19 protein-coding genes are annotated in these 24,312 nt (G+C 37.8%); 17 read left to right on the plus strand and 2 right to left on the minus strand.

The genetic code is table 11. The features are described from left to right. Nucleotides 1–319 precede the first annotated feature (319 nt). The 3 genes from OWO01_RS06615 (at nt 320) to OWO01_RS06625 (ending at nt 3,930) form a co-directional block, all read left to right on the plus strand. Complete coding sequence (locus OWO01_RS06615; protein WP_268779652.1) at nt 320–1,885, plus strand: extracellular solute-binding protein; 1,566 nt, start codon at nt 320–322, stop codon at nt 1,883–1,885. A gap of 215 nt (nt 1,886–2,100) precedes the next feature. Beyond that, complete coding sequence (locus tag OWO01_RS06620; protein WP_268779741.1) at nt 2,101–3,027, plus strand: ABC transporter permease; 927 nt, start codon at nt 2,101–2,103, stop codon at nt 3,025–3,027. A gap of 18 nt (nt 3,028–3,045) precedes the next feature. Beyond that, entirely contained in the window at nt 3,046–3,930 is an 885-nt protein-coding gene (locus OWO01_RS06625) for a carbohydrate ABC transporter permease (RefSeq protein WP_268779653.1), read from the plus strand. A 188-nt stretch (nt 3,931–4,118) separates the two neighbouring features. On the opposite strand, the gene OWO01_RS06630 is transcribed toward OWO01_RS06625, so the two are convergent. Then, nucleotides 4,119–5,369 carry a methyl-accepting chemotaxis protein gene (locus OWO01_RS06630; protein ID WP_268779654.1) on the minus strand — a complete coding sequence of 417 codons (1,251 nt, stop codon included), beginning with the start codon at nt 5,367–5,369 and terminating at the stop codon, nt 4,119–4,121. Between the two features lie 165 nt (nt 5,370–5,534). Then, nucleotides 5,535–6,851, minus strand: a complete 1,317-nt coding sequence (locus tag OWO01_RS06635; protein ID WP_268779655.1) for a 6-phospho-beta-glucosidase — start codon at nt 6,849–6,851, stop codon at nt 5,535–5,537. 279 nt (nt 6,852–7,130) lie between these two features. On the opposite strand from OWO01_RS06635, the gene OWO01_RS06640 reads away from it, so the two are divergent. The 14 genes from OWO01_RS06640 (at nt 7,131) to OWO01_RS06705 (ending at nt 24,274) form a co-directional block, all read left to right on the plus strand. Continuing rightward, the gene (locus OWO01_RS06640) at nt 7,131–8,186 is read left to right on the plus strand and encodes a DUF3048 domain-containing protein (RefSeq protein WP_268779656.1); all 1,056 of its coding nucleotides are present in this window, start codon (nt 7,131–7,133) and stop codon (nt 8,184–8,186) included. Nucleotides 8,187–8,216: 30 nt separating this feature from the next. Next, nucleotides 8,217–8,531 carry a YerC/YecD family TrpR-related protein gene (locus OWO01_RS06645; RefSeq protein ID WP_268779657.1) on the plus strand — a complete coding sequence of 105 codons (315 nt, stop codon included), beginning with the start codon at nt 8,217–8,219 and terminating at the stop codon, nt 8,529–8,531. A gap of 99 nt (nt 8,532–8,630) precedes the next feature. After that, a complete protein-coding gene (locus OWO01_RS06650; RefSeq protein WP_268779658.1) occupies nt 8,631–9,383 on the plus strand; it encodes a CPBP family intramembrane glutamic endopeptidase in 753 nt (250 codons plus the stop codon). Nucleotides 9,384–9,726: 343 nt separating this feature from the next. Beyond that, nucleotides 9,727–10,191: a GNAT family N-acetyltransferase gene (locus OWO01_RS06655; protein WP_268779659.1), complete on the plus strand. Its 465-nt coding sequence runs from the start codon at nt 9,727–9,729 to the stop codon at nt 10,189–10,191. A 265-nt stretch (nt 10,192–10,456) separates the two neighbouring features. After that, complete coding sequence (gene pcrB, locus OWO01_RS06660; protein ID WP_268779660.1) at nt 10,457–11,146, plus strand: heptaprenylglyceryl phosphate synthase; 690 nt, start codon at nt 10,457–10,459, stop codon at nt 11,144–11,146. A 12-nt stretch (nt 11,147–11,158) separates the two neighbouring features. Next, nucleotides 11,159–13,399, plus strand: coding sequence for a DNA helicase PcrA (gene pcrA / locus OWO01_RS06665; protein WP_268779661.1), 2,241 nt, complete (start codon nt 11,159–11,161; stop codon nt 13,397–13,399). 19 nt (nt 13,400–13,418) lie between these two features. After that, nucleotides 13,419–15,425 carry an NAD-dependent DNA ligase LigA gene (gene ligA, locus OWO01_RS06670; RefSeq protein WP_268779662.1) on the plus strand — a complete coding sequence of 669 codons (2,007 nt, stop codon included), beginning with the start codon at nt 13,419–13,421 and terminating at the stop codon, nt 15,423–15,425. 34 nt (nt 15,426–15,459) lie between these two features. Beyond that, on the plus strand, nt 15,460–16,629 hold the full coding sequence (locus OWO01_RS06675; protein WP_272506029.1) for a CamS family sex pheromone protein: 1,170 nt from the start codon (nt 15,460–15,462) through the stop codon (nt 16,627–16,629). A gap of 236 nt (nt 16,630–16,865) precedes the next feature. Then, entirely contained in the window at nt 16,866–17,156 is a 291-nt protein-coding gene (gene gatC, locus OWO01_RS06680; RefSeq protein ID WP_268779663.1) for an Asp-tRNA(Asn)/Glu-tRNA(Gln) amidotransferase subunit GatC, read from the plus strand. Between the two features lie 15 nt (nt 17,157–17,171). Then, on the plus strand, nt 17,172–18,641 hold the full coding sequence (gatA, locus tag OWO01_RS06685; protein WP_268779664.1) for an Asp-tRNA(Asn)/Glu-tRNA(Gln) amidotransferase subunit GatA: 1,470 nt from the start codon (nt 17,172–17,174) through the stop codon (nt 18,639–18,641). Further along, nucleotides 18,641–20,071: an Asp-tRNA(Asn)/Glu-tRNA(Gln) amidotransferase subunit GatB gene (gene gatB, locus OWO01_RS06690; RefSeq protein WP_268779665.1), complete on the plus strand. Its 1,431-nt coding sequence runs from the start codon at nt 18,641–18,643 to the stop codon at nt 20,069–20,071. The genes gatA and gatB overlap by 1 nt, the downstream gene beginning before the upstream one ends. Nucleotides 20,072–20,344: 273 nt before the next feature. After that, nucleotides 20,345–21,286 (plus strand): diacylglycerol kinase, encoded by a 942-nt coding sequence (locus tag OWO01_RS06695; RefSeq protein WP_268779666.1) that lies wholly within the window; start codon nt 20,345–20,347, stop codon nt 21,284–21,286. Between the two features lie 474 nt (nt 21,287–21,760). Beyond that, a complete protein-coding gene (rlmD, locus tag OWO01_RS06700) occupies nt 21,761–23,143 on the plus strand; it encodes a 23S rRNA (uracil(1939)-C(5))-methyltransferase RlmD (protein WP_268779667.1) in 1,383 nt (460 codons plus the stop codon). A 267-nt stretch (nt 23,144–23,410) separates the two neighbouring features. Further along, on the plus strand, nt 23,411–24,274 hold the full coding sequence (locus tag OWO01_RS06705; RefSeq protein WP_268779668.1) for a phosphotransferase family protein: 864 nt from the start codon (nt 23,411–23,413) through the stop codon (nt 24,272–24,274). The last annotated feature ends 38 nt before the right edge of the window (nt 24,275–24,312 follow it).

Here is a 24,312-nt window from a genome sequence, read left to right on the forward strand (position 1 = left end):
TGGGCGTAACGGACGCTAGCATCCCAAAGGCTAGGTCATCCTTTAGGACTAACAATCAGTGGGGGAATACCTAAAAACCCCTACTGATTGAAGTTTTACTTTATCATAAATTATTTCCGAAGAAATAACCACAGCAAAATAATTATATTCAAGCCTGTTTTATTGTCGGATTAACGCGTTTTTGTATTTTTTTGCATTGATAACTACGGCAAAAATGTGTTATTGCAGGAAAAATGAAAGCGCTTTACTATTTGGTTGTGGAACGAACAAGATCAATGATCGTTTCAAATTTTTATCAATAAGAAGGAGTGAATGTGTAATGCGTTTTTTAAAGAAAAGGGGAGTTTTGATCGTTGCAATATTATTTTCTCTATTTATCGTAGTTGCTTGTGGTGGCGATGATGATGATAAGACTGGAGGAACAAGTAATGAAGGAAGCAATAGTAGTGATAATGGCAATGGTGGAGAAGAGACAGTGTATTTTGATGAAATCAACATAATGGCTCCAACATTTGAGACAACCGCACCACCAGCTAACAATGATGTAGAGTTGGAACTAGAGGAACTAACCGGTAAAAAAATAAACGTAAATTGGGTCCCTAACGTTTCTTATGAAGATCGCATGAATGTTACTTTAGCTTCTAATGAGATTCCACATGTAATGGTTATTCAAGGGAAAACACCTGGTTTCTTAAATTCAGCGGAAGCAGGTGCTTTCTGGGAATTGTCAGATTATTTAGGTGAATTTGAACATTTAAGTCAATATAATGAAGATATTTTAAGAAACAGTTCTGTTAATGGGAAAGTGTATGGTATTTATCGACAACGTGATATTATGCGTTCAACTGCTTTAATTAGAAAAGATTGGTTAGAAAATTTAGATCTGGACATCCCTGAAACTATTGATGACTTATACGATGTTTTGCACGCATTTACTTATGATGATCCGAACGGTTCAGGTCAAGATGATACCGTTGGTCTGATTATTCCAACTTGGTATGGTAGTTTGGACACATTGGCTATTTGGTTCGGAGCTCCTAACGTTTGGGGGATTGAGGATAATCAATTAATCCCGGCTTTTGCTACTGATGAATATGCAGAAGCTTTAGCATTTACGAAGAAAATTGTGGATGAAGGTCTAGTGAATAATGATTTCACGACATTAAGTCCTGATGACTGGAATCGAGAAATGTTTAATGGCAATGGCGGTGTAATAATTGATACGTATTCTCGCGCGATGCAAGTAAATAACTTATTTATTGATGAAGTTGGAACAGAAGACCCGGATGAGTACTTTGTAGAGATTACCGGAACAATAAAAGCTCCAGATGGTAGCGAGTATGGTCATCCAACAGATGGGTATTCAGGATTCTTAGCTATTTCTAAATCAAGTGTAGAAACAGAAGATGAACTTCGGGAAGTATTAGGCTTCTTAGATCACTTAGTTTCTGCAGATGGAATTAACTTATTGAATCACGGTATTGAGGGCATAAGTTATGAAATTGATGACGATGGCTATTTAGTACCGATTGAATCAGAAGAAGCACAAAGAATTGCACCATTCCATCGTTCATTTGCTCAAATGTCCATGTTTGGTGACGGAATACATCAAATGCGTCCATCTGGTCAATTAGCAGAAAAACGCTATCAATTGATGGAGGATAACGAAGCGCATGCTGTGTTTAATCAAGCAGCTCATCTTGTATCCGATGTTTATACACGTCAGGGAAATCAGTTAGATGATATTATTTCTGATGCACGTATTCGCTACATTGCTGGCCAGATTAGTGAAGATGAATTCCAAGCTGAAATTGATCGCTGGTACAGCAGTGGAGGTCAAGCCCTTATTGATGAACTGAATGAGTTATATGAGAATCAGGATTAATTTCAGTAGGTTCAAGGGCCTTTAAGGCTAACAATCAGTGGGCACACCTAAAACCCCTATTGATTGAAGCTTCACTTGAAAGGAATTGTAAAACAAATGCTAATAAGGGTGACCAAAGTGTCGCCCTTATTTTAGAAAGAGGGGGAAACATGAAAGCTGTAGCTGTAGCTAAAAAAAATGAAGTCGTTAAAAGATCGTTTTTAGAAAAACTTACTATGCAGTGGAATAAAACAAAAAAGGCTGCTAAACAGATGTGGGTAAGGGATAAGTGGTTATACTTTTTGTTAATACCAGGTGTCTTATACTTCTTAGTTTTTCGCTATGCCCCAATGTATGGTGTCGTTATTGCATTTAAAAATTATGTACCATTTCTTGGTATAGCTGAAAGTCAATGGGTAGGATTCGAGCACTTCAGACAGTTCTTTGATAGTCCGGATTTTTTACGATTATTAGGAAACACTTTATGGATTTCTTTTTTAGGGATTGCCATCGCTTTTCCGGCACCTATTTTCTTAGCGGTTTTATTAAATGAATTACGAATTGCGACGTATAAAAAATTAGTTCAAACGTGTATTTATATTCCTCACTTTTTATCTTGGACAATTGTTGTAGGTTTAACACATTTGTTATTTTCCATCAATGGTGGAGCAATTGTTGATTTAGTAGAGACGATATTTGGTGTAAGGATTAATTTTCTTGCCGATCCAGAATGGTTTAGGCCAATGATTATTTTACAAGGAATATGGAAAGGTACTGGTTGGGGGACGATTATATTTTTGGCTGCCTTGGCCAATGTATCTCCTGAACAATATGAAGCCGCTATTGTTGATGGTGCAGGGCGATTTAGACGGATGTGGCACGTTACACTACCAGCAATTAGAGGTACGGTTGTAATCATGTTGATTTTAACGATGGGTTCTGTTTTAAATACCGGATTTGATCAAATATTCCTAATGATGAATTCATTAAATCGCTCTGTTGCGGATGTATTTGATACCTATGTATATCAAGTCGGTATTACTAGAGGATCCTATTCATATAGTACAGCTGTTGGATTATTCAAATCTGTAGTTGGAATTATTTTAATTTTGACCACAGACTTTATCGCGAAAAAAATAGACAAAGAAAGTGGATTGTTCTAAAGAAAGGAGTGATTAATCATGAGTGATTTGCATAAATTACACAATACAAAACCTGGCCGTGTCTTCGATGTTTTTAATATGTTTTTTCTAGCATTTGTAGCGATTATTACGCTTTTACCCTTTTTATATGTATTAGCAGGATCATTTGCAACAGAATCTGAATTAGCTCGTCGTGCATTTTTTATTTTCCCCGAAACATTTACTTTTGAGGCTTATCGTTATGTTTTTACTTCCGAAGCTTTTGTAAGAAGTATTTTCGTAACGGTAGGAGTTACAGCAGTAGGCACATTAGTTCAACTATTCTTTACATTTACAATGGCTTATCCAATGGCAAAACGACAGTTGCGTGGTAGAAAACTACTAATAAATATGGTTGTATTTGCGATGTTATTTAGTGGTGGAATGATTCCCACATTTCTTGTCGTTCAAAACTTAGGTTTAATTGACTCTTATTGGGCATTGATATTACCAGGAGCAATTAATCCATTTAACTTGATTATTATTAAAAACTTCTTCCAAAACTTCTCGGTTGAACTGGAAGAGTCAGCGAAGATCGACGGAGCATCAGAGGTTGGTATCTTTTTAAGAATTGTTTTACCATTATCCAAACCAATTCTTGCAACATTTGCCTTATTTTACGCCGTTGGAATCTGGAATGATTTCATGAGTCCGTTACTGTATTTAAATGATAGTTCGAAATGGACATTACAGCTATTGTTAAGACAGGTAACGATTGCGTCCGATCCAAATGCACTTGGTAATCTAGACCCTGATTATGTCCCACCTGCAGAAGGTATGAAACTTGCGATCATTGTCATTGCAACATTACCCATTATGCTCGTGTATCCGTTCTTGCAAAAACACTTTGCCAAAGGGTTATTAATTGGATCTGTTAAAGGTTAGAATTAAGTAGTGATTCCTTACAATTCGATCTGTAAAGGGAAAATTGTGTAGGATTAGCGTTTCAATCTGACAGAAAAAATGCTTCTCTTTTGTAGGGAAGTGTGAAGGTAGTTTAATAATCAAAAACACCAGACGATCTTTTAGATCATCTGGTGTTTTGGTATGCTGTTAGGCATCGCTATCATATTCTATTGAAAAGACTCTTTTAATTCAGTTACTTCTGTTCGCACATTTTCTATTTTCGATAATTGTTCTGATAAAACTTCGGTCATACGTGCGACATGTTCCGTTGTATATTCTGTCTTACTCATCGCATCCTCCATCGAACTTGCAATCTCTACGCTAGATTGTGAGATTGTTTTGCTGTGCTCATTAATGCCTCTCATAATCTTAATATTCTTTACAATGTTCGTTGCCAACGTTTCGAAATCTTGATTAATCGCAAGAATTTGCTTCGATTCTTCTGCAATGTTACTTGCTTGTGTTTCCGTTTGGTTCGTGAATTGTTCGACATCATCTAAAATTTGTTCAACCGTCGAGTTAATTTGCTCTGTCGCACCCACTGATCTTTCTGCGAGTTTACGAACCTCTTCTGCTACAATAGAAAATCCTTTCCCGTGTTCTCCGGCACGAGCAGCTTCGATTGAAGCATTTAATGCCAATAGATTGGTTTGCTCGGAAATATCATTAATTAATGTAACAATGTCTTTTATCTTACTAATTTCATTGGTTAATTGCGTAACAACGTCTTTACTTTGTTCCGAACTGGAAGCGATAAGTTCCATCGCTTCAGAAGATTTCTTCACCTGGCTAGTTCCAGCTTCCGCAGAAGATTTCATCTTATTAAATGATTCTGTTAGTTCATCAATATTTTTGGCAATTGTCTGAAATTGATTGTTCATCGTATCTGCTACTGCCGTCGTTTCTTCAAAGGTACTTAATTGTTGTTCGGCACCATTTGTAATATCCTCAGAATATTGATTTAGATGATTTATTTCGTTAGTTAGTGTTTCAATATGATCAGCAATTGTCTTTGATTTTTTTTCAACTAGATTTATCTGATCGTTTTGTTTTTTATCATGGTTAGATATACTGTCAAACATTTTATTCAAACGACTAGCTAATACACCAATTTCATTTCTTTCTTTTGTTTGAATTCGCACTTCTTCACCTTGCTCGAATCTATGTATGGTTTGCTCCATTTGTTGAATAGGTTTCAAAATATAATAACGAAGAAAAGCTGCAATTAATAGCGTTGAAATAATAAGACTTAAAAAACTATTTAAAAATGCTCCGATCAAACCTAACTCAATATTCATAGAGTCAATGATATGAAGTATGTAACCTGATATCGTATTTTGAATCAATAATACAATCACTAGCATGGAAACTGCATGTACTTGTATCCTTCTCCAAACTGGTACTTTTTTATGTTTCATCTGTTTATCTCCCTTTTTTTGGCTATTTAATGTTCTGTGTTCATGCATTCATAGTATATCAGATATGTAATTGATTCTACTAATATAATCATCGGTCTTGATCTGTTTTCTTTAACAAAAAACATGCCAATTGACGCATTGGCATGTTTTAACAGATTATTTCTCTTATTGAAAGAATAAAGGTAAGTGTTCTTTGTGTGCTTCCATCATCTCATCGACAATTTCACGGGCAACCGTATCTGATGGTGTTAGTGGATTGATTGTTAATGCAAGCACTGCCTTATCATAATCACCTGTCGCTGCAGCTTCCGCCGAGATACGCTCAAAGGATTTAATTTGTTGAACTAGCCCACGCACTGCTACAGGTAGGTCCCCAATTGCAATTGGTTTTGGCCCATCTTTCGTGATGACGCAGCTTATTTCTACTGCAGAATCACTAGGAAGGCTTGCGATCGCACCATTATTTTTAGTGTTTACAGGTTGAATATCACGCTTATCTGTATAAATGGAAGTGATCAATCGAACGGCAGCATCTGAATAGTATGCACCACCACGCTCTTCTAGTTGAGGTGGTTTAATAGCTAAGTTAGGATCTTTATACAGTTCAAATAATTCTTTTTCTAGCTTCAAAACCACTTCTGCACGGGTTCCTTTTTCTTCTGCTTCTTTCTTCGTCTTTTCTAGCATATCTTGTGATTTGTAATAGTAGTTATGGTATGGACAGGTAAGTGCATTCAGTGCACGAATAAACGCAGGTTCCCAACCAAGCCCGTCAATATTTTTCACAAAACTAGTGTTCTCAGGGTCTGTTAGTAGATTAATAACTTTATCCTTTACACTCACTCCATCTAGATACACATCTAATCCATAGACCATGTGGTTTAGTCCGGCAAAATCAATTTTAATTCGATCATGATCAACATCTAATAATTTAGCAATTCCCATCTCAATTCCGATTGGTACATTACATAACCCCACAACTTTTTTGATGTTCGTATAGCGTAAGACAGCTTCAGTTACCATACCAGCAGGGTTTGTGAAATTAATTAACCAAGCATCTGGGCAGAGGCGCTCGATGTCATTACAGATATCGATAATTACGGGAATCGTACGAAGGCCTTTGAATAATCCACCAGGTCCGTTTGTTTCTTGACCTAAAACATTGTATTTTAATGGAATACGTTCATCTTTTGCTCGTGCTTCGAGTAAACCGACACGGAATTGTGTTGTAACAAAGTCTGCATCTTTTAGTGCTGCTTCTCGATCTAAAGTTAGGTGTACTTCAATTGGAAGGCCAGCTTTCTTGATCATTCGCTTCGCTAACTCCCCAACAATCTCTAACTTCTCTTTACCAGCTTCAATGTCTACTAACCATAATTCACGAATGGGTAATTCTTCATAACGTTTAATAAAGCCTTCTACTAATTCGGGTGTGTAACTCGAACCACCACCAATGGTTGCGATCTTTAATCCTTTTGACATAGTAATTCCTCCATTTCACTTTTAGACAAAGATTAGTTTCTATACGTATATTGTAACGATGCCCCAGTCCTTTGCCTATAGAATCCAACGCTTTCGTTTTTTATCACATCGAAAGGAATTTGTTTCATTTATGTAACACCTTGTTACCTTCAAAAATACTGTTTGATCATCGAACAACTTTTTCATCGGTAGGCGATGCTATCTTGGTCTATTTTTGCTATACTTTATCTAATAGAAAGCAGATCTTGAAGATACAGTAGAAAAAGGATGCGTGATAAAATGAAGAAAGTCTATTTTCTTGGTATAATCTTATTACTACTTTTCATTGGAATCATTGGTTGTTCTGACGATGAAGAAGTCGAATCAGGGAATGATCTAGCTACGAAAGAAGTGGAAAAAGAACCAATTGAAACGCCGGAACCGTCTGAGCCGGCCAACATGTACCCTTTAACAGGTATACGAACAGATGAGGAAGTTAATAATCGAATTGTTAGTGTGATGATCAATAATCACCCGAATGCAAGACCGCAAAGTGGGTTATCACAAGCTGATATCGTATTCGAGATTTTGTCAGAAGGGAATACTACTAGGTTTTTAGCATTATTTCATAGTGAATCGCCAGACGTGGTTGGCCCGGTTCGGAGTGCGAGAGAATATTACTTTGATACAGCAGAGAACTATGGCGCGCTCTATATTTACCATGGAGCAGCAGGATTTATTGAAGATATGTTAAGAAGAAGTGATGCTGTAGATAACTTGAATGCCGCTTACTATGATAACGATGGTCATTTATTCAAACGAGAATCCTTTCGTGTTGCCCCGCATAACTCTTATTTGCAATTCGGAGCTGTAGAGGAAGTAGCTACTTCACGTGGTTATCAGATGGAAAGAGCGTATGATCCACTTCCGTTTTTATCAGAAGATGAATCGAATGATATTACAGGAGAAGAAGTATCAGAAGTATCTTTTAACTATGGTTCTGATAATGTTCGTTATGTCTACGACAATACAGAAGAAGCGTATTTCCGGTATAACGGACAGGAGCAAACAAAAGAATTAAATACGGAAACACCAATTCAGCTTGATAATGTCTTTATTATAGAGACAGCTCACCGAGTGATTGATGACCAAGGTAGACGTGATGTTGATCTGACATCTGGTGGTAACGCCTACTTATTACAAAAAGGAAAAGTGCAAAAAATTCAGTGGGAAAGCCGCGATGGTCGTATTATTCCTGTACGTGGTGGAGAAGCAGTAGGGTTTGTTCCCGGGAAGACATGGATAAATGTGATTCCGACAAGTCCTGGGCTTTCGGAAGTAACAGAGTCTGAATAAGTGCTAGGTTAGAAGAAGGGGGTTCGGTAGATGCAAATTGATAAGTTACGTGGCGAGCAATTAGATGAGTTATTTGATGCGATCTTATCACTAAAAGATCGAGAAGAATGCTATCGCTTTTTTGATGATATTGCTACGATGAGTGAAATTACGTCGCTCGCGCAGCGGTTGTTGGTTGCAAAAATGTTAAACGAAGGCCGTACGTATCACGCAATTGTGGAAGAATCCAGTGCCTCTACAACAACGATTTCTCGAGTGAAACGCTGCTTAACATACGGAAACGATGGTTATAAAATGGTGTTAGAACGGTTAGAGAAAAACGAACCGGAGAATGAGCAAGAATAATGAACAGGAAAATTTCTTCTTGTTAAACACGTTAGGAAGATCAACATGGATAAAAGCACTTCTCTGTCAAATGCACGATGATTGATGGAGGGGTGTTTTTTGTTTTGTGTTCATGACAGTAAAGGTTATGGAACGCCGAAATTAGTAAGCAGAGGTGTTCCTTTGGTTTATGCATTTTGGAGTTGGTTATGGCTTCCTGTGATTATACTTCTACCCCTATCTATTGTATTTTTTGTAACAATCGAGGGAGGAGCGTTTAATTGGATTGACGTTGCTGAACGCTTTCGATTAAATCCATTAACGAAAGATGATTGGTTGTGGATAGGCATAGCCATTATTGCAACGATAGTTTTGGATCAAATTCTTGAACCAGTTGGCAAGATGTTAGCGCGGGTAAAAGTACTTTCACCTCCTGCGTACCTGCCTGCTCCCTTTAATCCATTAAAAAAATTTAGTATTCCCCCTAAAGATTTTTTTGGTGTTCCTTTAAAGGGGAATTGGAAGTTGTTATTGTTGTTTGTACCACTTCATATACTGGCCATGTTTAGTGAGGAAATGATGTGGCGTGGATTCTTGTTACCTATTCAGGAAAATATGTTTGGTGATTTCGCTTGGGTAGTGAATGGTTTGCTGTGGGCTTGGTTACTATATATGGCTCTTAAATGGCATTTTATTGGGATGCTTCCTAGTATGTTGATTGCTCCTTTTATGGCACAGTACACAGGATCCACATGGGCATCCCTTGCTGTTCATGCCATAGGCAATTCTCCTTTATGGGTAATACTTTTGATTGGTGTTATAGGTTCGTCACAAGGGTTAAATAAGGAAAAGAGGTCTTCAAACAAAGCTTAAAAGAATAGCGGAACTTTTTTCGAGTTGGTGGATGAAAGGTCCAAAAAATATTTTAGCACTGGGGAAGTATACAATCCAATGGTATTATGTAATGTAATTCAAATTTTATCCCGTAGCAACTGTCCGTAATCTTCCCACTTCAAAACAACAAAAAAATCAAAGTTGTTTATGTGGGAGTAACGGACGCTAGCCCCCTCGAATGATGCTGCTAGCTATCAGTGGAACTGATTGAATTTCACTATATATAGAGACGGAAGTTAACGTATTCAACAAATGGCAGTGGACAAGCTATTGTGGTGTTAACGAGGAATATGAATGTATCGAAATTTGGAGGAAAACGAAAATGGTTTATCAATTTAGTGTCATCACTCAAGAACAAGCAGAAAATATCGCCTTTAACTGGCATTATGATGGGGAATATTCATTTTATGATATGGAAGCTGATGAAGAAGATTTAGCTGAATTTTTACATCCAGAAAAGCGAGGGAATTCAATTTTTGCTGTTACAAAAGAAAATGAATTGGTTGCATTCTTTAGTTTTTCTCAAGTTAACGAGAATACCGCTGATATTGGATTGGGGATGAGGCCAGATTTAACTGGTAAAGGAGATGGGATAAAGTTTTTAAAAGCGGGTATTGACTTTATTCAGTCACAATGTAAACCTAAAAAAATAACATTGTCCGTTGCAACTTTCAATCAAAGAGCGATAAAATTATATAGAAAAGTTGGATTTAAAGATGTTGAGACTTTTAGCCAAGATACAAATGGAAGTTTATTTGAGTTTTTAAAGATGGAATATATTTGTTGAAAACATCTAGTAAATTAACTAGGAAAGCTTGCATGCAATAAGTGATTTTAGCAGGAGTAACCGATGTTAGCCACCTCGAATGGTGCAGCTAACAATCAGTGGGGGGATAACTAAAAACCCCCACTGATTGAAGTTTCACTTTATAAAAATCAACACGTACGATTAAGATAGCGTAAAAGTATAAATATTTGTCTAGATCAGTCTAAAAAAGATCGATTATTTGTTATAATGGAAAGATGGTTACTAGGAAGTGGAGGAGTCATTATTGTATAATCGAAAAGAATGGAAACATGTGTTCAAATTAGATCCAAACAAATCATTATCCGATGATCAGTTAGATCAAATCTGTCAATCTGGTACAGATGCTATCATTGTAGGAGGCACAGATAATGTGACCCTCGATGGAGTGTTAGATTTGCTTAGTCATATTCGACGATATACAGTTCCATGTATTTTAGAAGTATCAACATTGGATGCAGTTACACCAGGATTTGATTTTTATTATATTCCGATGGTGTTAAATAGTAAGGAAAAGAAATGGATGATGGATATACAACATCAGGCCGTAAAAGAATTTGGGCATATGTTAGATTGGAATGAATTAGAGGCAGAAGGGTATTGTATCGTTAATCCAGAGGCAAAGGCATTTAAGCAAGCAGATTGTAGCATGCCGGATGATGACGATGTGATTGCTTATGCGCAAATGGCAGAACATTTGTTTCAATTTCCGATTTTCTATCTAGAATATAGTGGTACGTATGGCGATCCCGAATTGGTAAGAAAAGTGAAAGCGGAATTGAACAAAACACAGCTCTTTTACGGTGGGGGAATTACCAATGAAACCGAAGCAAGCCAAATGGTAGCACATGCCGATGTGATTGTGGTAGGGAATAGCCTATATGAAGATTTCGCGGGCGCGCTGAAGACAGTAGCAGTAGCAAAAAATAATAAGTAGGAGGCGACCAATGTGAGTCGAAAGTTAGCAGACTTACTCAATGGATTAAATAACAGACAACAAGAAGCAGTAAGGCATACAGAAGGACCGTTATTGATTATGGCAGGTGCAGGAAGTGGAAAAACACGTGTCTTAACTCACCGGATCGCTTATTTACTTGATGAAAAAGGAGTTTCTCCACGTAGTGTTTTGGCGATTACGTTTACCAACAAGGCTGCTAGAGAAATGAAGGATCGAGTAAGTCGATTAGTCGGTCCAGAAGCAGATTATATGTGGGTATCGACCTTTCACTCGATGTGTGTACGGATTTTACGACGAGACATTGATCGCATTGGTTATAGTCGAAACTTTTCGATACTAGATAGTGGCGATCAATTAACTGTCATCAAAAATATAATAAAAGAAAAAAATATAGATACAAAAAAATTCGAACCAAGAGCAATGCTTGGTGCGATTAGTTCAGCAAAAAATAGTTTAAAAACCCCGGAACAGTATGAAAAAGAAGTGGGAAATTATTATGATAAGCAAGTTGCGGAAGTGTATCATGCTTATCAAAAAAGATTGCAAAAAAATCAGTCGCTTGATTTTGACGATTTAATTATGCAAACAATTAAGTTATTTGATCGCGTACCGGAAGTACTAGAATACTACCAACGACGTTTTCAATACATTCATGTCGATGAGTATCAAGATACCAACCATGCGCAATATTATTTAGTACAGCAGTTAGCGCAACGTTATCAAAATCTGTGCGTAGTAGGGGATTCGGATCAATCGATCTATCGTTGGCGTGGAGCGGATATTCAGAATATCATGTCATTTGAAAAGGACTACCCAACTGCTCATGTCGTGATGCTAGAGCAAAATTATCGATCTACCAAATCAATTTTACAAGCAGCAAATGCAGTGATTGATCACAATGCAGGTAGGAAACCGAAAAAACTTTGGACAGACAACCATGATGGTGCGAAATTACATTATTATCAAGCACCGACCGAGCAATATGAAGGATTATATATTGCTGATCAAATCGAAGCCTATGTACAAGAAAAAACATTTAATTATCGCGATGTAGCTATTCTTTATCGAACCAATGCGCAATCCCGATCGATTGAGGAGACGTTTGTGAAAGCAAATATTCCTTATCAAATGATAGGCGGAACAAAGTTCTATGATCGAAAAGAAATTAAAGACATGTTAGCTTATTTGCGTTTGATTTCTAATCCTGATGATGATCTTAGTTTTGCACGCGTTGTTAACGAACCAAAGCGAGGTATCGGTAAAACGACATTAGATAGACTGCAAAACTATGCGGCTGACCATGATATTTCGATGTACACTGCCGTTCAAGAAATTGATTTTGTAGGTCTTAGTGCGAAAGCGACCAAAGCATTAGCTAGCTTTGGTACCATGATAAAAAACTGGACACAACAACAAGAGTTTTTAACAGCAACAGACATGGTTGAAGAAGTGTTGAAACGGACAGGCTATGAAGAGATGCTAATAAATGAGCGAAGTATTGAAGCGGAAAGTCGATTAGAAAACTTAGAAGAATTTAAAACAGTAACGCAACATTTTGAAAAGAATAGTGAAGACAAAACGCTACTTGCTTTTTTAACCGATTTGGCATTGATAGCTGATATTGATCGAGTAGAAGATGACCCTTTTGCCGATAACAAAGTAACGTTAATGACACTTCATGCAGCAAAAGGTCTAGAATTTCCCGTTGTCTTTTTGGTTGGTTTAGAGGAAAATATTTTCCCGCATAGTCGTTCGTTAATGGATGATGAAGAAATGCAGGAAGAGCGTCGGTTAGCTTATGTTGGAATTACCCGAGCTGAACAGATTCTTCACCTTTCTCATGCAAAAATGCGAACACTATATGGAAAAACCAACTTCAATCCCGTTAGCCGTTTTGTTCACGAAATTCCTCAAGAACTGTTTGAAGGAATCGAAGTAGAAGAGAAGGCAACGATTAGCAGCATAGCAAGGCAACCCATCCAACAACAAAATCCTTTCCAAGCACAGGTAGCAAATAAGTCACCAGTCAAACGACAAGCCCAGAAAAAAACGACGGGTGGAGAGAAAGAAGCTTGGCAAGTCGGTGATAAAGCCGATCATAAAAAATGGGGTGTAGGAACCGTTGTAAAAGTTTCTGGTTCAGGCGAATCGATGGAGTTGGATATTGCGTTTCCAGCACCAACAGGGATTAAACGATTGTTAGCAAGATTTGCTCCAATCACCAAACAATAAACGAGGTGAAGGCAATCCAATGGATCAAGCACAAGTAGAAAAAGAATTAGAAGATTTAAGAAAACGAATAAATAAATACGATTATCAATATCATGTTCTCGATCAACCAACTGTTCCGGATGCAGAGTATGATCGGTTAATGCAACAACTACGAACGTTAGAAGAAAAGTATCCAGAACTGATCACAGAGCATTCTCCTACACATCGAGTGGGAGGAGAACCTCTATCTGCTTTTGAAAAGGTAGAACATCGTGTTCCGATGCTTAGCTTGGCTAATGCTTTTGATGCAGAGGACTTGCGTGCATTTGATCGAAGGGTTCGGGAAGGGCTTCAAGTAGAAAACGTTGCTTATGTATGTGAACTAAAAATCGACGGATTGGCTGTCTCGCTTCGATACCAAGACGGTGTATTTGTTCAAGGGGCAACTCGTGGTGATGGAAATATTGGCGAAGATATTACCCATAACTTAAAAACGATTAAGAGTATTCCGTTAACGATTAAAGATAACAGTGCAATGGAAGTACGTGGCGAAGCATTTATGCCGAAGAAATCTTTTCTTGCTTTAAATGAAGCAAAAGCGAAGAAAGAAGAAGAGCCATTTGCAAACCCAAGAAACGCTGCAGCTGGTTCGTTGCGTCAATTAGACCCGAAAATTGCAGCCAAACGTAATCTGGATATCTTTTTGTATGCAGTAGGGGAATGGGAATCTGGCACATTAACCACCCATAGTGATCGTTTATCATACTTAAAAGAACTCGGATTTAAAACAAATCCAGAATGGCGTAAATGCGAAGATATTGAACAAGTGATTGAATATATTGAAGGTTGGAACGAAAAACGTGCAAATTTGGACTATGAAATTGATGGGATTGTTGTGAAAGTTGATGACCTCGCATATCAAGATCAATTGAAAACGACAGCCAAAAGCCCACGTTGGGCTATTGCTTATAAGTTTCCAGCTGAAGAGGTAGTAACAAAACTGATTGATGTTATCTTAAGTGTAGGCCGTACAGGGGCGGTAACACCAACGGCTTTACTAATACCAGTTCAAGTTGCTGGAACGACCGTACAGCGTGCTTCCTTGCACAATGCGGATTTTATTGAGACAAAGGATATTCGGATTGGGGACACCGTTGTGATTAAAAAAGCAGGAGACATCATACCGGAAGTGGTACGAGTGCTTTCCGATCAAAGAAGCGGAGAAGAACAACCGTACCAGATGCCTGATGAATGTCCATCATGCGCCAGTGAATTGGTGAATCTTGAAGGAGAAGTTGCGCTTCGTTGTATGAATCCGAATTGTCATGCGCAATTAAAAGAAGGATTAACCCACTTTGTCTCGAGAAATGCAATGAATATTGACGGTCTCGGTGAAAAAGTAGTCGAACAACTTTATGACGCGCAATTAGTTGCTAATGTTGCAGACCTCTATCAACTGGATCGAACAGCATTATTGAATCTAGAGCGGATGGGAGAAAAGTCTGTAGATAATTTATTGGCAGCAATAAACGCTTCCAAGAATAATTCTCTCGAACGTTTATTGTTTGGCCTAGGGATTCGATTTGTTGGAGCAAAAGCAGCCAAAACGTTGGCAATGGCTTTGGAAACAATTGATCGTTTAGCTACTGCTAGCTATGAAGATCTGGTTGCTATCAATGAAATCGGTTCGAAAATGGCTGATTCTATTGTGCAATACTTTGCAGAAGAAGAAGTTATACAGCTGATTGGTAAACTAAAAGAATTAGGAGTCAATATGACTTACTTAGGTCCAAAACCGATTGAAAAAAGCGAGTCAGACTCCCCTCTTTTCGGAAAAACAATTGTGTTAACAGGAAAGCTAGAACAGTTAACGAGAAACGAAGCGAAAGAAAAAATCGAATCGCTGGGTGGGAAAATTACCGGCAGTGTCAGCAAAAATACAGATATATTGATTGCTGGAGAAGATGCAGGGTCAAAACTAGCAAAAGCAGAGAAACTGCAGATTGAAATTTGGGATGAACAAAAATTATTGGATAATATAATTTGATCTGCCAGATAGAAGCAGGAGAGGAGGAAGAGGAATGTGGAAGATTAAGAGCTTTCTTATTGGTATTGGTACTATGCTAATACTAGTCGGTTGTGCGCCGAATTTTTCAACTCGAGAGGAAGTCATCGAAGATTCCATCTCAGAGGAAACACCACAAGAAACAGCGATAATCCCGAGTTCTCGTGTTTCTGAACAAGAATATCAAGTGTTGCTTCCCTATCGATTAAGTGAATCTAGAGGGGTAATTCTTAATCAAGTAGCCAACCGATTAGATATTACGGAAATTGAGAATGGGTTGAGACGTCATTCCACAGACGTGTTTGATCCAGAAACGCACTTCTTTCAAGAGGGACAGAGAATCGGTTCCAGTGAGCTTTATAGCTGGTTGGAACGTTATTCAGAATCAACAGATCGAGGTTTAAATCCTGAAGTTACTGATCGAAATGAATTGGAAACAGATGAAATCATCGATGAAGAAAGGGACAATCCTAGGTATCTATCGCATATTCTCGAGCAAAACTATTTAGTGAGAACAGATGAAAATGTCGTTCAATTAGGCGGAATGTCACTTGCGATTATCATGAAATCGAATTATCGTTTTCAAACAGAGATCGGCGGACCATACTATTACAAAGACATTGATGAAGATGAAATGCTTGAACAAGTAGACAGTATTACAAGCGAGGTAATCCAAAGAATCCGAGCCAAAGATGGATTGCAGGAGGTGCCGATCATGGTTGCCATATACCGTGAAGCCGCTCGTGATGGTCTTGTACCAGGTAACTATGTGATGAAAACCACCGTACAAGGTGGAAGTAGCTCTGTTGGTAGTTGGGAGCCAATTGATGAGGAGTATGTGCTGTTCCCGTCGTCAAGTGGTAGAGATAAAGATCCAGATTTAGCTGCAACTATTGAAGAGTTCACCTCTGACATTGCTGATTTTTTCCCGAATTATGTCGGTGTGATTGGAGAAGGTTTTTATGAGGGTGATCAATTACGAAAACTCACGTTAGAAATTCCTATTCAATTTAGGGGGAAAGCAGAAACAATAGGGTTTACTCAATATGTCTATGGTCTGATTATGGATGGCTTTCAACCGCATTATGACCTAGAGATAAACATTAAATCAAACGATCGACAAGAAAGTCTCATTGTTCGCGAGGCGGGAGCAGAAGAACCAATCATTCATATCTATGATCGATAACAGCAAACGTAATGTAGTAGTCTTTGGTTCATGTGTTGTTGACTATAGGTTTACCTAAAACGAGAGGATATCGGTTGTAAAGCAACGATCAATCGAAATAGCATGTCAGCCTTTCGTATGGTTGATCTTGAGCATAGAACCAGTAGTTGCTAAGTTACTACATTATTTGCTATTATCATAAGTATTGTTAGATTCGTAAAAGATAACATAAATTTCATTAGTCGGAGGTGACAGAAATGGCCGAGATTTCAAAAGATCAAGTAAGACACGTAGCACATTTAGCACGTTTAGCCATTACTGAAGAAGAAGTGGAAACAATGACACAGCAACTTGGAGATATTATCCATTATGCAGAGTTATTAAATGACTTGGATACAAACAATGTAGAACCTACTACTCACGTTTTGGATTTGAAGAATGTTATGCGTAAAGATGAACCAAGAAAGTGGATTGAAAAAGAAGATGCATTAAAGAACGCACCAGATCACAAGAATGGTCAATTCCGCGTTCCATCAATATTAGAATAGGAGGTTTACAAGCTTATGTCTGTTTTTGATTATACATTAAAAGAATTGCAAGAGAAGCTACATAATAAAGAGATTACAGTGAGCGAGTTAGTGAATGCTTCTTTTGACCAAATCGCAGCCGTTGATGGTGATGTGAAAGCATTTTTAACGTTAAATGAAGAGGCTGCTCGTGCCCAGGCAAAAGAATTAGATGAACAAGTGGAGTCAGCTGATAATCCATTGTTTGGAATTCCGTTAGGCGTGAAAGATAACATGGTAACCAAAGGATTACGTACAACATGTGCGAGTCAAATCTTAGATAATTTTCATGATCCATTGTATGATGCTACAGTAGTTGAAAAACTAGCAAAGGAAAATACAGTTACGATCGGAAAATTAAACATGGACGAGTTTGCGATGGGTTCTTCTAACGAAAACTCAAGCTATGAAGGAACAAGAAATCCTTGGAATACAGATTATGTACCAGGTGGTTCCAGTGGAGGATCGGCAGCAGCTGTTGCGGCTCGCGAAGTATTCTTTTCCCTAGGATCAGATACAGGTGGATCTATCCGTCAACCAGCAGCTTTTTGTGGTGTCGTTGGACTAAAACCAACTTATGGATTGGTTTCTCGCTTTGGTTTGGTTGCCTTCGCATCTTCATTAGATCAAATCGGCCCAATTACCAAAACAGTAGAAGACAATGCACACCTTTTACAAGCCATTGTCGGACATGATCCAATGGATTCCACATCGGCTAATGTAGCTATACCTAACTATTCCGATGCCCTTAAGCAAGATGTAAAGGGATTAAAAATAGCAGTACCGAAAGAGTATTTACAAGAAGGTATCAATGAAGAAGTAAAAACAGCGGTAATGAGTGCGCTCAAAGTGTATGAAGACTTAGGGGCAACATGGGAAGAAGTTTCTTTACCACACTCTAGATATGCGGTAGCAGCGTACTACCTATTGTCATCCTCTGAAGCTTCTGCCAACCTTGCTCGGTTTGATGGTGTACGCTACGGAGTTCGCTCCGAGAATGCGAAAAACATGATCGACATGTTTAAACACTCAAGAAGTGAAGGTTTTGGAGATGAAGTTAAACGTCGAATTATGCTTGGAACATTCGCATTAAGTTCTGGTTATTATGATGCATACTATAAAAAAGCACAAAAAGTTCGTACACTAATCAAAAATGATTTTGAAAAAGTATTCGAAGACTATGATGTCATTATTGGACCAACTACGCCAACACCTGCATTTAAAGTAGGCGAAAAAGTAGATGATCCATTAACAATGTATGCGAACGATATTTTAACGATTCCCGTTAACCTTGCTGGCGTCCCAGGTATGTCGATTCCTTGTGGTTTCAATGAACAAGGTTTACCAATCGGTTTGCAAATTATTGCCAAACACTTTGACGAGAGTATGATCTTTAGAACAGCATATGCTTTTGAGCAAGCAACGGATCACCATAAACAACGCCCAGCATTGGGAGGTGCCAAATAATGAATTTTGAAACAATTATCGGACTAGAGGTCCACGTTGAGCTAAAAACTGATTCGAAAATTTTCAGCCCAAGCTTTAATCATTTTGGGGCAGAACCTAATGAGAATATTAGTCCAATCGATTTAGGATATCCAGGTGTTTTGCCAGTCTTAAACGAAACAGCCGTAAATTTTGCGATGAAGGCTGCAATGGCGCTAAACTGTGACATTGCGACGGACACAAAATTTGATCGAAAAAATTATTTTTATCCAGATAATCCTAAAGCTTATCAAATCTCTCAGTTTGATCAACCGATCGGAGAGAATGGTTGGATAGAAATTGAAGTAGAAGGTAAGACAAAACGAATTGGTATTACACGACTTCACTTAGAAGAAGATGCAGGTAAATTAACGCACAGTGATGATGGTTATTCATTAGTTGACTTTAATCGCCAAGGTACGCCACTTGTTGAGATTGTTTCTGAACCAGATTTACGTTCACCAGCAGAAGCATATGCTTACTTGGAAAAATTAAAGAATATTATTCAATATACAGGTGTATCGGACTGTAAAATGGAAGAAGGATCGCTTCGTTGTGATGCAAATATTTCCCTTCGCCCAATCGGACAAGCTGCTTTTGGTGTAAAAACAGAGTTGAAAAACTTAAATTCCTTCTCTTTCGTTCAAAAAGGACTAGAATTCGAAGAGGTTCGCCAACAAGAAGTGCTTTTAAATGGTGGAGAGATATTACAAGAAACTCGTCGTTATGATGAACAAACAAAGAAAACGATCTTGATGCGTGTGAAAGAAGGTTCGGATGATTATCGTTACTTCCCTGAACCGGATTTAGTAAAACTTCACATTGATGATGCGTGGAAAGAACGAATTCGTGCGGAAATTCCTGAATTACCGGATGCTCGAAAAGAACGTTACATCAGTGAGTTACAATTACCAGCATATGATGCGATGGTATTAACGAGCACGAAAGAAATGTCGGATTTCTTTGAAGCGACGATTAAAGCAGGTGCAGATGTTAAACAAGCATCAAACTGGTTAATGGGTGAAGTATCTGCATACTTAAACAAGCAACAAAAAGAACTGCATAATTTGCCTTTAACTGCTGAATCTTTAGCGAAAATGATTCAATTAATTGGTGATGGTACGATTTCTTCTAAGATGGCGAAAAAAGTATTCGCAGAATTAGTAGAAAACGGAGGCGATCCTAATAAAATTATTAAGGAAAAAGGACTTGTTCAGATTTCAGATGAAGGTCAATTAACTGAAATTATTAGTGCGATTCTTGATAAAAACGAGCAATCGATTGAAGATTACAAAAATGGTAAAGATAAGGCATTAGGCTTTTTAGTCGGACAAGTAATGAAAGAAACAAAAGGCCAAGCAAACCCACCAATGGTTAACAAGATTCTATTAGCAGAAATGAATAAGCGATAGAAGAACTTCGCTCGATAAGAGGGGCTACTGATACACCAAGTATTGGTAGTCTCTTTTCTCTATACTAGGCATATACTTCTAAGTCTGATAGAATGATGAAGGTTTGATATTTTTCTGATTAAGGGAACTGTTTTCCAACAACTCTGTTGTATATGGTAAACTAAAGACAGTAATATCTTTCCTCACTTACAAGTTAGCTTAAATCATCAGCGCAAATGAGGATTATTTTTTGTCCGGTAGGCATATTAGCTAAAACGAAAAAGGGGGATTGGAATGAAGCGAGCACGTATTATCTACAACCCGACCTCGGGACGTGAAGGATTTAAAAAAGACATTCCAGAAGTATTGCAAAAATTTGAACAAGCAGGTTATGAGACTTCGGTTCACGCAACGACCTGTGCAGGTGATGCAACAGAAGCAGCTAAATGTGCAGTAGCTCGTGGTTTCGATACAGTTGTTGCGGTAGGCGGAGATGGTACGATAAATGAGGTAATCAATGGAATTGCGGAAGCTGCACATCGACCGAAATTGGGAATCATTCCAGCAGGAACAACGAATGATTTTGCACGTGCGCTAGGATTGCCGAAAAATATCAATAAAGCGGTTGAAGTTATTTTAACAGATAAAACAAAGGCATTAGATGTCGGACGTGTAAATGGGCACTATTTTGTTAATATTGCAGGTGGTGGAAAGCTGACTGAAGTTTCTTATGAAGTTCCAAGTAAATTAAAAACTGTACTTGGGCAGCTTGCGTATTTTATCAAAGGCATTGAACTGTTACCAATGCTTCATCCTATTCATACAAAGATTGAGTATGACGGCAATCTGTTTGAAGAGGAAATTATGCTTTTCTTAGTTGCAAATACCAACTCTGTAGGCGGATTTGAAAAGCTTGCTCCAGAGGCGAAAATGGATGATGGATTATTTGATTTACTAGTTTTAAAGAAAACAAACATGGCGGAATTTGTCCGCATTATCTCTGCATTAACACGGGGGAATCACTTTGACGATCCGAAAGTTTTCCATGCTAGAGCCCGTGAGATTAAGATTCATACAGACGAAAAGATGCAACTCAACATTGATGGGGAATATGGTGGAGTATTACCAGGTGAATTTATTAACTTTAAACAGCATATCGAATACTTTGTCCCAACTCCAGAACAATCACAGATGGAAGATGAAAAACTTAGTGAAAAGATAGAGGCTCTCGACTGATCGAGGGTCTTTTTTTTAGGTGCTTTATTTTTAAATAGATGCAAAAGGTTTTCTAGTATAACAGTAGGGTCTGATGGTTGCTTTCCAATAAGTAAAACGACAGATGACCATTCATGGTCATCTGTCGTTTTACTTATTGGAAAGTGTCACGCTATAGCGTGACATGACAAGCGTTAGCTTGTCACCATCAACCCCTTACAAAATATAGCTTCTTATTATTTACTAAAAGAATCAGGTTGTTTTCCCGGTTTATCTTACGAAGAAAAATAAAACAACTGGATGGAATGGGTCAATAAAAGATAGTAATTCTCATATTTTTAAATAATTAGCGACACATGTGTTAAGAAATTGTCGAGGGCGTGACGACAGCGTTTTTCATATTTCCCGGGAAATGACATCGAATGATGATTACCTTTCTTTTCTATAAGGTTTTTGATAAACTATGGACAGCGCTAAGAAAAGGACGTTGATACAATGAGCAAACAACAAGCACCTGTAAAAAAGAATGACATAGTTACATTGAATTTTGAAGATATCACCCACGAAGGAAACGGAGTGGGAAAAATAGATGGATACCCATTGTTTGTACCTAACGCGCTTCCTGGCGAAACGGGTCAAGTAAAAGCGATCATGGTAAAGAAAAACTTTGCGATTGGAAGATTACTTGAAATCGTCGAAAGAAGTCCAGAACGCGTCGAACCTCCGTGCAACGTATACTTTCAATGTGGAGGTTGTCAATTGCAACATATGAGTTACGCGATGCAGTTGAAGATGAAACAGAAACAAGTCGAAAGTGCTTTGCGGAAAATTGGTCACATCGATCACATTACCGTTGAATCAACAATTGGCATGGATGATCCATGGCGCTATCGGAACAAAGTGCAAATTCCTGTTGCCGAGCGAGAAGGTCAGTTAATCACTGGTTTCTATCGTAAAAAGAGCCATGAAATTATTGAAGGAATGGATCGTTGTATCATTACATCAGAAATTAATGATCGGATGGTAGAAGCGGTTCGTTCGATTGCAGATCGTCTTGGCATACCAGCATATGATGAGCAAAGTCATCGTGGTGTTTTGCGGCACATTATGGCGAGAACAGGAGAAGCTACCGATCAAACGATGATTGTACTCGTGACAAAAACTGCAGAACTTCCACACAAACAACAATTCATTGATCAGTTGAAAGAAACATTTCCTAATATTACTTCGATCATGCAAAATATAAACAAAGAGCGCACGAATGTCATTCTCGGCAAGCAAACGAAATGCCTGTGGGGAGAAGGATACATTTATGATACGATCGGAGATATTCAATTTAAGATTTCGGCAAAATCTTTTTATCAAGTGAATCCGAAGCAAACGAAAAAATTGTATGATCAGACATTAGCGTTTGCAGATTTGTCTGGCGGAGAAACGGTTATCGATGCTTACTGTGGTATTGGTACGATTTCGCTATTTTTGGCGCAAAAAGCAGGAAAAGTGTATGGTGTCGAGATTGTACCAGAAGCGATCACGGATGCAAAAGAAAATGCGAAGCTTAACAAGATGGAAAATGTTGATTTTGTTGTCGGACAGGCAGAGAAAGTAATGCCTTGGTGGACTGCTCAGGGGTTAAAACCTGATGTGATTGTTGTCGATCCTCCCCGAAAAGGTTGTGAGGAAGAATTGCTAGCAGCCATGATTGCAATGAAACCAGAGCGAATTGTATATGTTTCCTGTAATCCATCCACATTAGCACGAGATTTGAGGATATTAGAAGATGGTGGCTACCGAACAAAGAAAGTTCAGCCGGTCGATATGTTTCCGCAGACTAGTCATGTTGAGTGCTGTGCACTACTAACTTATGAGGGAAAATAAAGATGTAACAGTGAGCCTTTTTAAGCAAATGAAAGGCTTTTTTCTTTATAAAGAATAATAAAAAACGGAACTAATTTATTATATTTTCTTCCGTTTTTATGTAAAAAGTTATGATAATATTAAAGAAAATTTAGGTTAAATATTTTAGCTGTTATTCAACTAACGAGCAGTTTAGTTACAGAAATGTTGTAATATAGATTTTGTTTATAAAAGATGTGGCTTTTTACAACAAAATGGAGATTGGTTATAAATAGGGGGGGAAGTTTGATGTTAAATCGTGTCATTCAACAATTTGGATTGAAGGTATTATCAGTTAATGAGGTTGAAGACTCTCATAGTTCAACAGTTTATAAATGTATTTTGTCTAATGGTGATAATGTTTTTTTGAAAATTCCTTTTACAAAATTGAAGTATCAGCGAGAATTAGAAGCCTATGAAATTTTAAAAGGAAGGGTCTCTATTCCTGAAATGATGGATTTTTGGACAGGTGATGAGGATTGTCCAGGTGCTTTTTTATTATCTGAATTAAAAGGGAAACCGTTAACATCTAATGCTACACCAACAATAGCGTTCCGAGTTGGGGTCCTTCAGGCTGAAATGCATTCTATTCGTCCTCTTTCTGAGCAAATGTTAACTGGTATAAAAAATGAATTTCCGAACTGGTCTAATTTTGTTGAACAGCAATTTTATAGTTTTGCTGAAGATGTAAGGGATATTTTGGATGAACAATTATATAAAAAAGCCATTGAAAAATTTGAAAAGATGAAACAACAACTTCCGTCTCCAGATGGACCGAGCTTCGTACATATGGATTTTCGTCCAGCAAATATAATTGTTGATGATGATAAAGTTTCAGGAATAATAGATTTTGAAAGCGTAAGATTTGGTTCAACAGAAGTCGATTTTACCAAACTGTATCGTGATTTTTTAAGTTATGATGTTAGCTTGTATAATGCATATCAAGAAGGCTATAACAGTATCAGACCATTAATTGACATAGAGAATGTGTTACCTTTTTATCGATTTACAGATGCATTCAATAGTATTGGATGGTCTAAACGCCGAGGAATTGAAAAAAATGCTTTGTTTTTAGAAGAAAATTTGTCAAGATTGAAAAAATGGTTACTATAATATAAGTTGATTTCCCCCTACATCAGAATATTAAATAA

This window comes from Natronobacillus azotifigens, from assembly GCF_026805325.1.
Classification (GTDB): domain Bacteria; phylum Bacillota; class Bacilli; order Bacillales; family Amphibacillaceae; genus Natronobacillus; species Natronobacillus azotifigens.

Excerpts from the sequence above, each read along its gene's own strand:
- OWO01_RS06615 (WP_268779652.1), top strand. The coding sequence starts at position 320 with ATGCGTTTTTTAAAGAAAAGGGGAGTTTTGATCGTTGCAATATTATTT.
- OWO01_RS06620 (WP_268779741.1), top strand. The coding sequence starts at position 2,101 with ATGCAGTGGAATAAAACAAAAAAGGCTGCTAAACAGATGTGGGTAAGG.
- OWO01_RS06625 (WP_268779653.1), top strand. The coding sequence starts at position 3,046 with ATGAGTGATTTGCATAAATTACACAATACAAAACCTGGCCGTGTCTTC.
- OWO01_RS06630 (WP_268779654.1), bottom strand. The coding sequence starts at position 5,369 with ATGAAACATAAAAAAGTACCAGTTTGGAGAAGGATACAAGTACATGCA.
- OWO01_RS06635 (WP_268779655.1), bottom strand. The coding sequence starts at position 6,851 with ATGTCAAAAGGATTAAAGATCGCAACCATTGGTGGTGGTTCGAGTTAC.
- OWO01_RS06640 (WP_268779656.1), top strand. The coding sequence starts at position 7,131 with ATGAAGAAAGTCTATTTTCTTGGTATAATCTTATTACTACTTTTCATT.
- OWO01_RS06645 (WP_268779657.1), top strand. The coding sequence starts at position 8,217 with ATGCAAATTGATAAGTTACGTGGCGAGCAATTAGATGAGTTATTTGAT.
- OWO01_RS06655 (WP_268779659.1), top strand. The coding sequence starts at position 9,727 with ATGGTTTATCAATTTAGTGTCATCACTCAAGAACAAGCAGAAAATATC.
- ligA (WP_268779662.1), top strand. The coding sequence starts at position 13,419 with ATGGATCAAGCACAAGTAGAAAAAGAATTAGAAGATTTAAGAAAACGA.
- OWO01_RS06675 (WP_272506029.1), top strand. The coding sequence starts at position 15,460 with ATGTGGAAGATTAAGAGCTTTCTTATTGGTATTGGTACTATGCTAATA.
- gatC (WP_268779663.1), top strand. The coding sequence starts at position 16,866 with ATGGCCGAGATTTCAAAAGATCAAGTAAGACACGTAGCACATTTAGCA.
- gatA (WP_268779664.1), top strand. The coding sequence starts at position 17,172 with ATGTCTGTTTTTGATTATACATTAAAAGAATTGCAAGAGAAGCTACAT.
- gatB (WP_268779665.1), top strand. The coding sequence starts at position 18,641 with ATGAATTTTGAAACAATTATCGGACTAGAGGTCCACGTTGAGCTAAAA.
- OWO01_RS06695 (WP_268779666.1), top strand. The coding sequence starts at position 20,345 with ATGAAGCGAGCACGTATTATCTACAACCCGACCTCGGGACGTGAAGGA.
- rlmD (WP_268779667.1), top strand. The coding sequence starts at position 21,761 with ATGAGCAAACAACAAGCACCTGTAAAAAAGAATGACATAGTTACATTG.
- OWO01_RS06705 (WP_268779668.1), top strand. The coding sequence starts at position 23,411 with ATGTTAAATCGTGTCATTCAACAATTTGGATTGAAGGTATTATCAGTT.